This window comes from Lacticaseibacillus suilingensis (assembly GCF_016861845.1).
Lineage (GTDB): Bacteria > Bacillota > Bacilli > Lactobacillales > Lactobacillaceae > Lacticaseibacillus > Lacticaseibacillus suilingensis.
Window position 1 is genome coordinate 92,104 of record NZ_BOLV01000003.1, and the last position, 14,936, is coordinate 107,039.

The 14,936-nt window shown below is 54.4% G+C and carries 15 protein-coding genes; 13 read left to right on the top strand and 2 right to left on the bottom strand.

The window, feature by feature from the left end:
- Window positions 1-11: 11 nt before the first annotated feature.
- The 10 genes from gyrB to JUF11_RS02975 all read left to right on the top strand — a co-directional run bounded on the left by gyrB (window position 12) and on the right by JUF11_RS02975 (window position 9,330).
- On the top strand, window positions 12-1,985 hold the full coding sequence (gene gyrB, locus JUF11_RS02930) for a DNA topoisomerase (ATP-hydrolyzing) subunit B (protein WP_125580746.1): 1,974 nt from the start codon (window positions 12-14) through the stop codon (window positions 1,983-1,985).
- A gap of 341 nt (window positions 1,986-2,326) precedes the next feature.
- Entirely contained in the window at window positions 2,327-4,963 is a 2,637-nt protein-coding gene (gene gyrA / locus JUF11_RS02935) for a DNA gyrase subunit A (protein WP_204118244.1), read from the top strand.
- 403 nt (window positions 4,964-5,366) lie between these two features.
- Window positions 5,367-5,663: a 30S ribosomal protein S6 gene (gene rpsF / locus JUF11_RS02940; RefSeq protein ID WP_125580750.1), complete on the top strand. Its 297-nt coding sequence runs from the start codon at window positions 5,367-5,369 to the stop codon at window positions 5,661-5,663.
- A gap of 27 nt (window positions 5,664-5,690) precedes the next feature.
- Window positions 5,691-6,257: a single-stranded DNA-binding protein gene (ssb, locus tag JUF11_RS02945; RefSeq protein ID WP_204118245.1), complete on the top strand. Its 567-nt coding sequence runs from the start codon at window positions 5,691-5,693 to the stop codon at window positions 6,255-6,257.
- Between the two features lie 46 nt (window positions 6,258-6,303).
- Window positions 6,304-6,540 carry a 30S ribosomal protein S18 gene (rpsR, locus tag JUF11_RS02950; RefSeq protein ID WP_125580753.1) on the top strand — a complete coding sequence of 79 codons (237 nt, stop codon included), beginning with the start codon at window positions 6,304-6,306 and terminating at the stop codon, window positions 6,538-6,540.
- A gap of 313 nt (window positions 6,541-6,853) precedes the next feature.
- Entirely contained in the window at window positions 6,854-7,192 is a 339-nt protein-coding gene (locus tag JUF11_RS13280; protein WP_204118246.1) for a ClbS/DfsB family four-helix bundle protein, read from the top strand.
- Complete coding sequence (locus tag JUF11_RS13285) at window positions 7,179-7,373, top strand: ClbS/DfsB family four-helix bundle protein (protein WP_268886759.1); 195 nt, start codon at window positions 7,179-7,181, stop codon at window positions 7,371-7,373. Before JUF11_RS13280 ends, JUF11_RS13285 begins: the two co-directional genes overlap by 14 nt.
- A 102-nt stretch (window positions 7,374-7,475) precedes the next feature.
- The gene (locus tag JUF11_RS02965; RefSeq protein ID WP_204118247.1) at window positions 7,476-8,210 is read left to right on the top strand and encodes a hypothetical protein; all 735 of its coding nucleotides are present in this window, start codon (window positions 7,476-7,478) and stop codon (window positions 8,208-8,210) included.
- A gap of 211 nt (window positions 8,211-8,421) precedes the next feature.
- Window positions 8,422-8,739, top strand: a complete 318-nt coding sequence (locus JUF11_RS02970; protein WP_204118248.1) for a helix-turn-helix domain-containing protein — start codon at window positions 8,422-8,424, stop codon at window positions 8,737-8,739.
- Between the two features lie 54 nt (window positions 8,740-8,793).
- Window positions 8,794-9,330, top strand: a complete 537-nt coding sequence (locus JUF11_RS02975) for a P-loop NTPase family protein (RefSeq protein ID WP_204118249.1) — start codon at window positions 8,794-8,796, stop codon at window positions 9,328-9,330.
- Between the two features lie 5 nt (window positions 9,331-9,335).
- On the opposite strand, the gene JUF11_RS02980 is transcribed toward JUF11_RS02975, so the two are convergent.
- On the bottom strand, window positions 9,336-10,142 hold the full coding sequence (locus JUF11_RS02980; protein WP_204118250.1) for a Cof-type HAD-IIB family hydrolase: 807 nt from the start codon (window positions 10,140-10,142) through the stop codon (window positions 9,336-9,338).
- Window positions 10,143-10,263: 121 nt separating this feature from the next.
- A complete protein-coding gene (locus tag JUF11_RS02985; protein ID WP_204118251.1) occupies window positions 10,264-12,996 on the bottom strand; it encodes a mucin-binding protein in 2,733 nt (910 codons plus the stop codon).
- Window positions 12,997-13,254: 258 nt separating this feature from the next.
- Between JUF11_RS02985 and JUF11_RS02990 the strand changes: the two genes are divergently transcribed.
- The 3 genes from JUF11_RS02990 to JUF11_RS03000 all read left to right on the top strand — a co-directional run bounded on the left by JUF11_RS02990 (window position 13,255) and on the right by JUF11_RS03000 (window position 14,935).
- Complete coding sequence (locus JUF11_RS02990; protein WP_204118252.1) at window positions 13,255-14,001, top strand: class I SAM-dependent methyltransferase; 747 nt, start codon at window positions 13,255-13,257, stop codon at window positions 13,999-14,001.
- Between the two features lie 132 nt (window positions 14,002-14,133).
- Entirely contained in the window at window positions 14,134-14,610 is a 477-nt protein-coding gene (locus tag JUF11_RS02995) for a DUF2087 domain-containing protein (protein WP_204118253.1), read from the top strand.
- A gap of 58 nt (window positions 14,611-14,668) precedes the next feature.
- Entirely contained in the window at window positions 14,669-14,935 is a 267-nt protein-coding gene (locus JUF11_RS03000; protein ID WP_236000391.1) for a GIY-YIG nuclease family protein, read from the top strand.
- Window position 14,936 lies beyond the last annotated feature (1 nt).

Sequence of the window (14,936 nt, forward strand, 5' to 3'; positions counted from 1 at the left end):
GGAACACAAGCGTGGCTGAAGATCAAGAAACGCAAGAAGAGCAAGAAGAGAAGAAAGAAGAACTCGCCGCTGAATATGACGCGAGCCAAATCCAAGTCCTTGAAGGTCTGGAAGCGGTCCGCAAGCGGCCAGGGATGTATATCGGGACCACCTCAAGCCAAGGGCTGCACCATTTGGTTTGGGAAATTATCGATAACGGGATTGATGAGGCGTTGGCCGGTTTTGCCACCCGCATCAACGTGATCGTGGAACCCGATAACTCCATCACCGTCACCGATGATGGACGCGGGATTCCGGTTGATATCCAGAAGAAAACCGGACGCCCAGCGCTGGAAACTGTTTACACGATTTTGCATGCCGGTGGTAAGTTTGGCGGCGGCGGGTACAAAGTGTCTGGCGGGCTGCATGGGGTCGGCGCTTCAGTCGTCAACGCCTTGTCCACTGAGCTAGATGTGGTCGTCACGCGTGGCGGCAAACGCTACTACATCGACTTCAACCGCGGCAAGGTGAAGACTCCGATGAAGATCATCGGCGATGCGCCGGAGCACGAACACGGCACCAAGGTTCACTTTGTGCCAGATCCGGACATTTTTACCGAAACCACGGTTTATGACGATAAAATTCTGACCCAGCGCATTCGCGAATTGGCCTTCTTGAACAAAGGTCTGAAGCTGACCTTCACCGATAAGCGCGCGGAAACGGCGGAAACGCTGGTGTTCCACGCAGAAGGCGGCATCAAGGAATACGTCGAATACCTAGATAAAGGCAAAGACAACCTGCTCGACGAACCGATTTACGTGGAAGGTAAGCAAAACGACATCAATGTCGAAGTTGCCTTGCAATATGCCACCAATGGCTATGCTTCCACGCTGCTGACGTTTGCCAACAACATTCATACCATCGAAGGCGGGACCCACGAAACCGGCTTTAAGGCGGCGTTAACGCGGGTCATCAACGACTACGCGCGCAAGTCCGGCGCCTTGAAGGACAACGATGACTCGCTGTCTGGGGAAGACGTGCGGGAAGGCATGACCGCGGTGGTGTCCGTGAAGCACCCAGATCCGCAGTTTGAAGGTCAGACCAAAACCAAGCTTGGCAACGCCGATGCCCGCACCGCGGTGGATCGCATGTTCTCCGAGCATTTCTCGAAGTACTTAATGGAGCACCCAACGCAGGCCAAGCAGCTGGTGGATAAAGCCATGCTGGCCAGCAAGGCACGGGCCGCAGCTAAGCGTGCCCGGGAAGTCACCCGCAAAAAGAGTGGCCTGGAAATCTCCAACCTACCAGGGAAACTGGCGGATAACTCCAGTAAAGATCCGGAAATCTCCGAATTGTTCATCGTCGAAGGGGACTCCGCCGGCGGTTCCGCTAAGTCCGGTCGCAGTCGCTTGACTCAAGCCATTTTGCCGATTCGCGGGAAGATTTTGAACGTGGAAAAGGCCAGCATGGAACGCATTTTGGCCAACGAAGAAATTCGGACGCTGTTCACCGCCATGGGCACGGGCTTTGGCGATGAATTCGATGTCAGCAAGGCCCGGTATCACAAGCTGATCATCATGACCGATGCCGATGTCGATGGCGCCCATATTCGCACGCTGCTGTTGACGCTGATTTATCGCTACATGCGCCCGTTGCTCGAAGCTGGTTATGTCTACATTGCCCAGCCGCCGCTGTATCGCGTGCGCCAAGGCAAAATGATGCAGTACATCGACTCGGATGAAGAACTGGCGAATGTGATGGGGCAATTGCCGCCATCACCGAAACCGGAAATTCAGCGGTATAAAGGGCTCGGGGAAATGGATGCCAACCAGCTATGGGAGACGACCATGGACCCAGACAAGCGCCGCTTGCTGCGCGTGTCACCAGAAGACGCGGAAAATGCGGATGGCATTTTTGAGATGCTGATGGGCGATCAAGTTGGTCCTCGCCGCGAGTTCATTGAAGAAAATGCCGTTTACGTCGACACCAAGAATATCGATGCCTGATTAAGCAGGAACGGTTGGGGGTGCGGGAGGCGTCGAGCTAAATGCGCCCCGCTTCGCAGCCTGAATAGTTGCGCTCCGGGTGGCCAACGCCCGAGCAGCTAGCTACGCCAGAAGCCTCACCGCCAAAAGCGGCGGCAAGACTTCTGGCTAGGCTATCTGTCTGGCTAAGTGCGGCCACCCTCCGCAGCCTGTAGTTGCGCTCAGCGGGGCAACGCTCGAGCGATTAGCTACGCCAGAAGCCTCACCGCCAAAAAGCGGCGGCAAGACTTCAGGCTAGGCTACTCGTCGAGCTACATGCGCCCCGCTTCGCAGCCTGATATAGAGAGGAGACCTTTTGCTTTATGGATGATCGTCAAGAAAGCCGGATTACTAATGTTAATCTAGCTAAAACGATGAAAACCTCATTCTTGGAGTACGCGATGAGTGTTATTGTGGCGCGGGCTTTGCCTGACGTGCGCGATGGGCTCAAGCCGGTGCAACGCCGGATTTTGTACGGCATGAATGAACTCGGCGTGACGCCAGATAAGCCTTATAAGAAGTCGGCCCGGATTGTCGGGGATGTCATGGGGAAATATCACCCGCATGGCGATTCCTCGATTTACGAAGGCATGGTGCGCATGGCGCAGGACTTCTCGTATCGCTATATGCTGGTTGATGGCCACGGGAACTTTGGCTCTGTCGATGGGGATGGCGCCGCGGCGATGCGTTACACTGAAGCCCGGATGAGTAAAATCACCCTGGAAATGCTGCGCGACATCAACAAAGACACCATCGATTACCAAGACAACTATGATGGTTCCGAAAAAGAACCGGTCGTTTTGCCAGCACGCTTCCCGAATTTGCTGGTCAACGGCGCAACCGGGATTGCGGTGGGGATGACCACTAATATTCCGCCGCATAACCTGGCCGAAGTCATTTCGGCCCTGCACATTTTGATGGATAATCCGGATGCCACCACCGCCGATTTGATGACGGCCTTGCCAGGACCGGACTTTCCTACCGGGGCGCTGGTGATCGGCAAGTCCGGCATTCGCCACGCCTATGAAACCGGGAAAGGCACCATTATCGTGCGGGCCAAAACCGAGATTCAGACGGAAAAGAGTGGCAAAGAACGCATCATTGTCACCGAAATTCCCTACATGGTTAACAAAGCCAAGCTGGTTGAACGCATTGCGGAACTGGCGCGGGAAAAGAAAATCGATGGCATCACCGACCTGAACGATGAATCTGACCGTGATGGGATGCGGATTACCATCGACGTGCGCCGCGACATGAGCGCCAGCGTGGTTTTGAATAACCTGTTCAAGCTGACCCCGATGCAAACTGGGTTCTCCTTCAACATGGTGGCCATTGTCAACGGTGCGCCTAAGACCCTTAGCCTGAAGGAAATCCTGACCTACTACCTGCAGCATCAGGAAATCGTCATTCGCCGGCGGACCGAATTCGACTTGAAGAAAGCCGAAGCCCGGGCCCACATTTTGGAAGGCTTGAAGATTGCGCTGGACCACATCGACGAAATCATCAGCATTATCCGCGGCAGTGAAACTGGCGATAAGGCGAAGGTCATCTTGATGGATAAGTTCTCGTTATCCGACAAGCAAAGCCAAGCCATTTTGGATATGCGGCTGGTGCGCCTGACTGGTTTGGAACGCGAGAAGGTCGAAAATGAATACAACGATGTCTTGGCCGCCATTGCCGACTACAAAGACATCTTGGCGAAGCCGGAACGCATTCACCAAATCATTTACGACGAACTGCTGGAAATCCAAAAGAAGTTCGGTGACAAGCGCCGGACGGAACTGCTGGTCGGTGAAGATCTGACCATTGAAGATGAAGACCTCATCGAAGAGGAAAACGTGGTCATCACGTTGACCCATAATGGTTACGTCAAGCGCTTGCCAGCCGATGAATTCAAGAGCCAAAACCGCGGCGGTCGCGGTGTTCAAGGCATGGGTGTGCATGATGATGACTTCGTGGAACATCTGGTCACCACCTCGACTCATGACCTGCTACTGTTCTTCACCAACACCGGGAAAGTCTACCGTAGCAAAGGTTACGAAATTCCGGAATACAGCCGCACCGCGAAGGGCATTCCAATCATCAACTTGCTGGGCATCGACAATAACGAAAAGGTGCAAACGGTCATCAACATCAAGCCGCATGATCCAGAAAGCGACGAGGATACCAGCAACGATTACCTCTTCTTCGTTACCCGCAACGGGATCGTCAAGCGCACGCCGGTCAGCGACTTCTACAACATTCGCAAAAACGGCCTGATTGCCTTGAACATGAAGGATGGGGATGAACTGAGCAACGTCATTGCCACGCATGCCGATGACATCATGTTTATCGGCACGCACCTCGGCTACTCGGTCACCTTCAAGGCTGAAGACGTCCGCAGCATGGGCCGCAGCGCCACTGGGGTCCGCGGTGTGCGCCTGCGTGAAGGCGATTATGTCGTTGGCTCCGATATCTTGAAGCCAGATTCCGAAGTCTTTGTCATTTCCGAAAAGGGTTACGGCAAACGCACTGCCGCCAGCGAATACCCAATCAAGGGTCGCGGCGGTAAGGGGATTAAGACGGCGAATATCACCAGCAAGAACGGTCCGCTGGCGGGCGTCACCACCGTTACCGGTGAGGAAGATATCATGGTCATCACCGATGCCGGGGTCATGATTCGCTTCAGCAGTCAAACCGTTTCCCAAACCGGTCGCAGCACGCTCGGCGTACGGCTGATCCGGGTGGATGAAGGCGCCAAGGTTGCCACCATGGCGAAATTGGATCCAGAACCAAACGAACCTGATACGCCAACTGAAGCTGCCGATGCCAAGCCAGCTGAAGGCGCAGAAACAGCCGCAGACGGCGCGAACACCGAGGCCCCAGCAGGAGATGCTGATGCCCAGGTCAACGAGCTCCTGCGCCGCGCTGAGGCCGATCAGGATGATCAGGCGACAGATGACGACGAGAATCAGGACTAAGCAACTGAATGACGGAAGCCAAGGCCGAAACGGTCTTGGCTTTTTTTGGTCTCATCAGCAAAATGAGGGGAGGAGAGCCAGTTTTAGCGTATTTATTGGCTAGGAGGGTAGCAGAAGCGATAGCTTTCAGCATCTGACGGTTAATGGGACATTAGCGAGGTTTCAGGGAGTAGAGTCGCACGACTGGAGCAGCAAAGGGCTCAGAGCGCTGGCCACCACGTTCCAGCCCTTTGCTGCGGAAGAAGCACGAACCGGCCTAACACAAAACCCAGCCAGCGAATTAGCTTGAGCCGAACCGCGTTGTATGATAAACTACTAGCTTGTGAGCATGTGCCCTTTGGCGCGTGCTGACTCCTTGCCCCAGGGAATGGGGCCAAAAGTCCATAAGGAGGTGAACTGTCAAATGGCTGAAACTAAGTATGAAGTAACTTACATTATTCGTCCTGATATCGACGAAGAAGCAAAGGCTCAACTGGTTGAACGTTTTGACAATATTCTGAAGGAAAATGGTGCCAACATCATTGATTCCAAGGATTGGCAAAAGCGTAAGTTTGCTTACGAGATCAAGAAGTACTCGGAAGGCACTTACCACATCGTTAACCTGACCGCTAACGATTCCAAGGCGATCGACGAATTCGATCGTCTTGCCAAGATCTCTGGCGATATCCTTCGTCAAATGATCGTCGTTCGCGAAGACTAGTTTTCGTAAAAAAGGGGGCGCATCGGGATGATCAATAACGTTTCATTAACCGGCCGCTTAACGCGGGATGTTGATTTACGTTACACCCAAAGTGGGACCGCTGTTGGGACATTCACCCTTGCCGTTGATCGGCAATTCACGAATGCTCAAGGGCAGCGAGAGACCGACTTCATCAACTGTGTGATCTGGCGTAAAAGCGCTGAAAATTTCAGCAACTTTACCCGGAAAGGTTCCATGGTTGGCGTTGAAGGCCACATCCAAACGCGGAATTACGACAACAACGCCGGCCAACGGGTTTACGTGACCGAAGTTGTCGTTGAGAATTTTGCGTTGCTCGAAAGTAAGGCGACCACGCAAGCGCGGCCGTCCGAACCAGCAAACCCGCAAGGCGGCAATGGTGCATCGTATGGCAGTCAGCCGCAGTTCGGTGGCAATAGCCAGCCAACTCAGCGGACGCCTAACTTTGGCCAGAACCCCGCACCATCGCAACCTGCAAGCCAAGGCAACCAGCCTGCGCAACCAGATAATAGTGCCGATCCGTTTGCCAATAATGGTAAAACCATCGACATTTCCGATGATGATTTGCCGTTCTAGGAATACAGCCGTTTTTGGCTGATCAATGAGAAAAGGAGTGATTTCCATGGCACAACAACGTCGTGGTGGCCGTCGTCGTCGTAAAGTCGACTTCATCGCCGCTAACCATATCGAATATATCGACTACAAAGACACGAACTTGTTGGAACGGTTCATCTCTGAACGTGGTAAGATTTTGCCACGTCGGGTAACCGGCACCAGCGCTAAGAACCAGCGTAAGCTGACGATCGCAATCAAGCGGTCCCGGATCATGGGTCTTTTGCCATTCGTTGCTGAAGACTAATCTGGTTTTCTTCCCGCCCCTCGGCATTTGCTGAAGGACGGGATTTTTTTTGCGTGGAAAAAATCAATCAGGCTAGATTGCCACCCTTCGCAGCCTGCAGTTGCGCTGCGTGAGGCCAACGCCGGAGTGGCTAGCTACGATTGAGGCCTCGCCGCCAAAGCCCGGCGGCAAAGCCTCAATCTAGGCTACCCATCCGGCTAAAAGCTGCCTCACTCCGCTGCCTCACTTGCAAATTCCGAACATTAGGACGATGATGAAGGGTGGAGAGATGAACTGGTGCGCTTTTATGTCAATTCCTTAGGAGGCGATTTTATTGGCAAAACCACACTCAAGACAATCCTTGATCTTGGCAACGCATGAGAACTTTGAGCAACTCGAGCATATTTTGACGTCATTGTCGGCTGCCGACCGCAAGCGGGAATTTCCGTTTAAGGGGCGCGACCGCAATGTGCGGGATGTGCTGGTGCAGGTCGCAGCTTGGCAGAAGATGTACCTTGATTGGAGCACCGCTAACTTAGCCGGGGAGGCCAAGCGCTTCATGCCCAAGCCTTACACCTGGCAAACAAGCGGCAAGTTGAGTCAACGCATTTGGCAGCAAAACCAAAGCCACCACCTATGCCGAGGCCCACAAAGCGCTCGTGAGTCTGCATGAGGCGCTCATGGCTCAGTTTGAGGCCAGGACCAATGAGGAACTGTTCCTTAAAGGGTTTTACGATTGGACCGGGGCGCTGAGTCTCGGCGAATATGCCGCGATGGTGGGGCCGAGCCATGATGCTTGGGCCATCAAAGTGCTGAAGCATTATCGGCAGCACTTAACCGTCGCGTCTAATTAAGCAAAAACGGTCATTTGACCGTTTTTTTATGCGTTGAATCCCTTCAGTAAAATCAGTACAATCAAGGGACAATCAGTTGTGCCCACAGTGCGGAGGACCGTTATGAAACCCATCAAATTAGATGTTGAATACACGCCAGAAACCTTTAAAATCACGCTGCCCGATGATCAGGGTCAGGTGATGATCACGGATGATACCGAGACCCTGGCGCCACCGAATGGCGTCACGTTAGCCACCCAAGCGATGGCGCTGGTGGGGGTTGATACGGTGCCCATTGATGCTGACGGTTTGATTATCTTAAGCCCGACCTGGCAAATCGACAGTGCTAAGGTGGCGCGGTATTTTCAAAACCTGCTTGATGGTAGCTCAAAGGTGCCGACTGATCCCGCAGTGGCCCCTTACCTGAACCTGGTGCAAGGCTTGCTGGTGCGTTTTGATTTCCATGAGAATGTGGTCGCGGCGGCACCGAAAAAGCCGGCGAAGGCGCGGCATCGGTTTGACAAAACGCTGCGTGAGCGGCCGTTCCACGTGAAACATGCTGGTAGCGAAGCGACGGTTTACTGGACGGCGCCGAAAGTCATGACCATCAAACAAGGGGCTAAGCTGAAGCTTGATCCTGTGATGAACAAAGACGGCTCCGAACGTTATGGCACCAAGTATGGCGACAAGCTGCGCGCGGATCACGCGGCGGCCATCAAAGGCGGGGTCACCACTGCCGACATCGAGCTGCGTAGTGTGAATGAAGTGGGGTTGTTTTTGTATTATGGCGATACTAACGGCTGGCTGGAGTTAATCGATGACCAGGGGCAAACGCTGGATAGCTTGACTAAAATCTAACCGTGATGGGTCGAATTGAATAAAATAATGCGGTTCGCCCTGTTTTTTAACGTCTTCGTGACGATTAAGCTGCGCCGAAACCGGCGGGATGAGTTGGTTTAAACTGCCGTATAAAGCGTTATTGATTGATTTATATAGTGTATAAGCCCTTCAACTATGATAGCGTTTACATTAAGGTGATAGCGTATACATGGAGAATAGGGGCGCAGCGATGATAGAGAATATCAGTAAACTTATTCGCTCGCGGCGAAAACGATTAGGTCTCACCATCGAACAGCTTTCCGAAGAAGCTGGGGTGTCAGTGAGCTTATTGTCTCGCGTCGAGCGGGGGGATGTCACCAACATCAGTATCAAAAAGTTAGCAGCCATCGGCGAAGCCTTGGGCTTAAAAGTTTCGGACTTCTTCGTGGCTGAGGACTTCGCCGATATCGATACCTTGGCCTTGATCAATCTGCTCAAGGCGATGCCGGCAGAACAGCGCCAAGCCGTCTCGGCCGGCCTGGTGAAGACAGTGAGGGCATTGAGTTGAGTTTGACACTACTGGTAGCATGATGACCAGTAGTTTTTTTATTGGGAGGAAAAGATGAAAGTGGTTTTGATTGGCAATAGTGGCACGGGTAAATCAACTTTAGCCCGCCAAATACACGCGACGACTGGCTGGCCGCTATTGGCGCTGGACCGGTTGTGGCACGCCACGGATTACAGCGAAGCCGCTAAAATTCGATTTCAGGCCGCTCAGACCGCTTTCATGGCCACGCATGCCGATTGGGTGATTGATGGTAACTACACCGGCACCCTGCCGGCGCGCATCGCGCAAGCGGATTTCATCATTTGGCTTCGTACGCCGCGGGTGGTGGCGATGGCGCGGGTGCTGCGGCGCTCACTGGCGTTTCGGCGTGATCCGCGGACGCGCCCCGACATGGCGCCAGGCTTTGAAGAACATCTTGACCGCGAATATTTAGCCTTTTTAGCGTATGTCTGGGGCTATGACGCTCGCGCCAAGGCCACGCTTCTGCCACTGCTCGCGGCGGTGCCGCCGGCGAAGTTGAGGATTGTGCAAACACCGATGCAAAAAGCCGCCATACTAGGCGAATTGACGGCAAAAAACCCGCTCAAGTGAGCGGGTTAAGCAAAGCGGGTCAGCGCTTCGGCCACGCCGGCGTGATTATTATCCGCCACGACATGATCCGCCGCGGCTAAGGCGCCTGGCAGGCCATTGCCCATGGCGATGCCCACCCCAGCGGCTTTAAGCATGGGCTGGTCATTATCGCCGTCACCGATGGCCATGGTGGCGGCTTGATCTAAGCCAAAATGGGCGGTTAAAAAAGCCAAGGCAGCCGCTTTTGACACCTGGGGATGCGTGATTTCCAGGTAGGTGGGCTTGGAGCGGCTCACTGCCACCGATAGACCCGACGCAGTGATGGCCGCCTCAAGTTGATTAATTGCCGCCGGTGCGCCCATGCATAGCAGCTTATGCACGGGCTTTTTCGTGAGTAATAAGCTAGCGGCGTTAAAGCTGGTCGGCGCAAAGCCGGTGATGGCGACTTCTTGGCGCACCCAAGCGTCGTTCTCGGCGACGATCCAATCAAGGCCCGCCATGTAGTTGACGCTGATAGGCAGGTGCTTGCTGGTGACCAAGCCGGTAATCTGAGCGGCCGCGCCGGCTGGTAGCGGCTGGTCGTGCAAGATGGTGAAGGTGCCTTGAGGCGTAACCGTCGTAATCAACGCTCCATTCAGACTGACCAGCGGCACCGTCAGGCCAAGCGATTGGGCAAGTGCTGTCATCGCTCGCGGCGGCCGGGCGGAGGCGAGACAGAACTGCCCGCCACCTGCCACAAAAGCGCGAATTGCGGTACGGTTGGCCGCAGGAATGGCGCCTTCGTCGTTGATTAAGGTGCCATCGATATCACTTAATACTAATTTGATCGCCAAAATATCTCCTCCCATCTCGCCATCATTATACCAAGAAGCACACTTTGGCGCGGGCAGCGCATCTGCGGGGCAACAAAAAAACGGCAGTCCGGAGACTGTCGTTTTTGCCGTTCATCTTGGTTTAAACGCGCTTGCGGTAGCCAGCAACCCCAACCAAGGCGATGAGGGCACTACCTAACAATGCGATTGAGGCGTTTGCTTCGTCGCCCGTCTTAGGTAACTTCTTGGCGGCTGCCTGAGCAGCCACTTTGGTCGTGGTCTTGCTGCCAGTAGCTGGTTTCGTCGTGGTGGCAACACTCGGCTTGGTGCTTGGCTGCGCTGGGGTCACAACCGCCGCGTCTTTGGTGTAGGTCACGGCAACGTCGATAGCTTCAGGCGCGGTGGCGCTAGCACCCACTGCCAACTGAGCAATGACGGTGGCGTCAGTGTGGTAACCCGCAATCGTCGGTACCTGGTAGGCATAGTAGGCACCTTGAGGGGTGTAAACCGTTTCGCCAGTGACTGCATTCGTCACGGTCTTGTAGGTGATGGTTTGCACAACTGGGTCGCGTAATTCTTTACCAGACGCGTCGACGAAATGAATCGTTCGGGTGCTGGTGGCCGTGCCATAAGTCATCTTTGGGGTATAAGTGACGGTGACGTCGGTATTATCGGCGACCGCGGTGCCAGGCTTAACGGTTTCCTGCGCAATCTGGTTGGTATCAACATTGTACCCAGCAATGGCTGGCACATCGTATTGATAGTAAGCATTTTGCGGGGTGTAAATCGTGTCACCGGTGACCGCATTGGTGGCCGTCTTGTAGGCAATGGTCTGTTCCACTGGATCACGGAGCACGTTACCTTCAGCATCAACGAAATGAATCGTCCGGGTGCTGGTGGCCGTGCCGTAAGTCATCTTTGGGGTGTAGGTGACGGTGACTGCAGTGTTTTCTGGAGCCACGTTGGTCGCGTCCACGGCTTGTTGAGCAATCGTGGTCTGATCAGCGGTGTAGCCAGCCTGTTCTGGCACGTCGTATTGATAGTAGGCACCTTGTGGAGTGTAAATTGTTTCGCCAGTTTGATCGTTGGTGACCGTCTTGTAGTTAATGGTTTGAACGACCGGATCCTTGGCAGTCGTGCCATCGGCGTTAACGAAATTGATGGTGCGCGTTGAAGTGGCACTACCATAGGAGTAGGTCACGAGCGAAGCGGTACTGAAAATGTCCTCGTCAGACCAGTCCGTCATGTCGTAGTCCAACACCCCGATTTGACCAACCCCGGCCGTCGCAAGGCCTGCTTTCGTGCCAGTGTAAATCATCGGCAGGTTGACGGTGTAATTAGTGTTAGCGGCCACAGGGCCATCAATCCAGATGGACTGTAGTTGATCCCAGGTAAAGTCTGGATAGGCGGCCATGAGTTCCGCGTAAGTCATATAGTTGCCATCGTCGCCATCTTTGGAATACTTGACGGTGAGGCCAGGTAAGGCGTCTTCAAAGGTTGCTTCGGTCACCTTGCTGGCATCCAGTACCCATTTGCTATTGTTGTCATTGTAAATCGGCAGCAAAATAACGGGGCGAATGTTGAGGGCAGCGCTGGTTGGATTGCCAATAGTGAAGCTAGCACTCAAGTCGTTAACGTCTGCATAGTTGACCTGGGTTTGCGCCTCGGCGACATTATCGGTGGCATCTTCAGTTGTAAACTGACTGGTGGCTTGATTGCCAGTCGCGCCGATGCTGGTTGAAACACTGCCTCTGCCGATGGTGACAGGCGCAGGGGTTGGCGTGGTCAGGCTGTAATAGGCGGTTGGGATTGAGCCAGGGGTGGTGCTATCTTGAATGGCAAACTGGCTGACATTTGAAACCCCGGTGTTGGCAGTGGGGGTGTCATTCAAGGTCAGATCAATCACAACATCGAGCTTAGCCCCAGCTTCCAAGGTCCCGATTGAGTACCAGATACGGCTCAATTGCTGAAGATCGAAGTTGGCAACGAAGTGACTGGCATCATACCAGTGCCCAGGCCAAATGACGTTCCCTTGTTCACTGTAGTTGCTGGTGTAACCAGCCTGGTGGATTTGATTTTCGATATCATAAATGGTGGAAGTAATCGTGAAGGTTGGCCCGTTAGCCGTGCCGTTAACGTTATTTTGCCCGGTTGGCGGCAAGTAGAGTTGAGCCGACACATTCGCAATATCGCTGCCAGTGGTATTGCTGATTTCATAATGCAGCTGCACGTTCTTCGCCGTGCTGGCGATTTGATTGAGTCCTTGGCTGGCGTTGTAACCGGTGGTCGAGGTGGTGCCGTCAGCGTTTTCGGCTGAGAGCCAGGCGTTGAGGGTCACACCAGTATCAGAGGTGATGGCGCCATTGCTTGGATCAACCGCTGGCTGGACGTCACCGGCGGTATTGGTTTGCTGAATTGCCGGTTCCGTCGTGGTTGCTGCTGCCGCCTTAGCCGTGGCCTGAGGGGTCACTGCGATGGCAGTGGCAGTAGGCGCAGCGGCTGTTGTTGTCTTGGTTGGGGTAGCGGTCGTTGTCGCTGTGGTTGGGGCAGTCGCGGTTGTCGGCGTGGATGCCGTTGTGTTATCGGTAGTTGGGGTGGATTCAGGGGTCTGAGTCGTCGCGGTAGGAGTTGCAGTCGCTTCAGGGGTAGCTGCGGTGGTCGCCTGCGCTGCGGTCGATGCCGTCGCATCTGCCGTGGCCGCCGGCGCAGTGGCCGCTGTGGTGGTGCCACTGGTGCTATCCGTGGTGGCGGCGTTGACGCCTTGACCAGTGGCTAGAGCGGTACCGACACTAAAAGCCGCAACCGCCGCTGCTGCAACTAGCCAGCGCCGTCCGGCCTTGTACATTTTGAAACGTATTTTAATTGACTTGTCCATAGTGTCCTCCAATCCGCGAAAGTTCCCCCTAGCAACCATTGTAGGCTGGTGTGCGGATAAAAAGCAACATCAGTTATTTTATATTCAATTTGTTATTTTTGAATAATAGAAAAGTACAATGCCTGCATGTGGTGGACCCATTGAGATAGCGCTGGCGATGATTAAAAAGCGTATTTCAGTTTCACCGCTACTTGCAACCTATCGCCGGCCGATGAGCAATGGGCTAAAATGAAGCAAAACCACTTAGGAGGATTAGCGATGACGAATACATATGACGACGCCAAATTCTTTGAAGCCTATGCCAAAATGCCGCGCAGCCAGCATGGCCTTGATGCCGCCGGCGAGTGGCCCGATTTTCAGGCGCTGCTCCCGGACCTCAAAGGCAAACACGTGCTGGATCTGGGCTGCGGGTACGGCTGGCATTGTGAGTATGCCGCCGAGCATGGGGCCAAGGCGGTGCTGGGCATTGATAGCTCAACGCGTATGCTCGCCGAGGCCGAGGCGCACCACCGCCATCCTGCCATCACTTATCAGCAAGGAGACCTCGCCACCTTTACCGCCGCGCCAGGCAGCTTTGACGTGGTGCTCAGTTCACTGGCCCTGCATTACGTGGCGGACTTCTCAGCCGTGATGCACCATGTCGCGACAATGCTGGCGCCAGGCGGGGTGCTGCTGTTCACGATTGAACACCCATTGTTCACTGCAGAAGGCAGCGAGCAGTGGGTGACCACCGCGGCCGGGCAGCGGGTGTGGCCGGTGGATCACTACTTCGATGAAGGCGCGCGGGCCACGCAATTTCTGGGGCAAACGGTCACCAAGTATCATCACACCTTAAGCACGATTGTTAACAGTGTGCTGGGCAGTGGCTTGCAACTGACTGCTGTGGCGGAACCGCGCGGTAGTAAGGCGGACATTGAGGCCAAGGCGGACATTGAGGCCAAGGCGGACTGGACCCGCGCCCCGATGATGCTGATTGTGCGGGCGGAAAAAAGCGCACAAGCTTAATTTACAATTTTTTGTTGACAGTATTCGTCAACAAAGGTAATATTTTGGCTCGGAGGGCAGCAGATGACCGACTTACACGACTAGCTATTTGATTCCAGCAAACACAACACGCTGACCGCGACGCAGCAAGCATTGCTGGCAGCCTTTGCCCGCGGTGACAGTGATGCTCAAATCGCCGCCGCCACCGCGGTTACGCCCAGCACGGTGCGCCATCAGCGCTATACGTTTCGCCAAAAAGCGGCCCAGGCTGAGTTGTACCTGGCCCAGTATCATGCCGCGTTTGGGGAGGGCGCTCAACGATTAGCGCTACCGCTTGCGGCCCAGTCCCTGGGCATCACTAATGCCGACTATGAAAAAGAATTAAAGCGCGACGTCGACTATACCGCGGCGCCAACTTTGGCACATTGGCCGCGGCAGGAAAAGCGCCGGGTCTGTCTGATTGCGCGCATGGTGCAGGGGTTCGAGCCGGATGTACACTACTCACGCCTGGCCGTGCAGGCGAAATTACGGCGCTGGTCGCCTGATGATGCCACGTTAACGCGTTACTTGATCGATTACGGCTTCTTGGCGCGGACGCCAGACGGCCGCGATTATTGGAGGATATTTTGAACCCAGAAACGAAAAAGGCGGCGCGCTTGGCCTACAAGCAGCAGGTTACCGAATACGGTTGATTCAAATTGAAAACACTCGCACCCATCAGCGCTTCATTGCGGCGGTGCCGAACATCAAAAATCGCTGGGTGTACTACCAGCTCAACTTGAATCGCGGCGCTTATCACGATCAGCCGCTGCAGCGTGCTTGGGATGCAGATGGCGCTGAGGCGTTTGCATATAGCGTGCTATTCAAAAAGGATGCTGCCAAAGTCGTGAACATGCGTGCGACGCTCAAAGACCTGCTGGCTGAATGGACCGATCGCATCCACCCAGAATACTAAA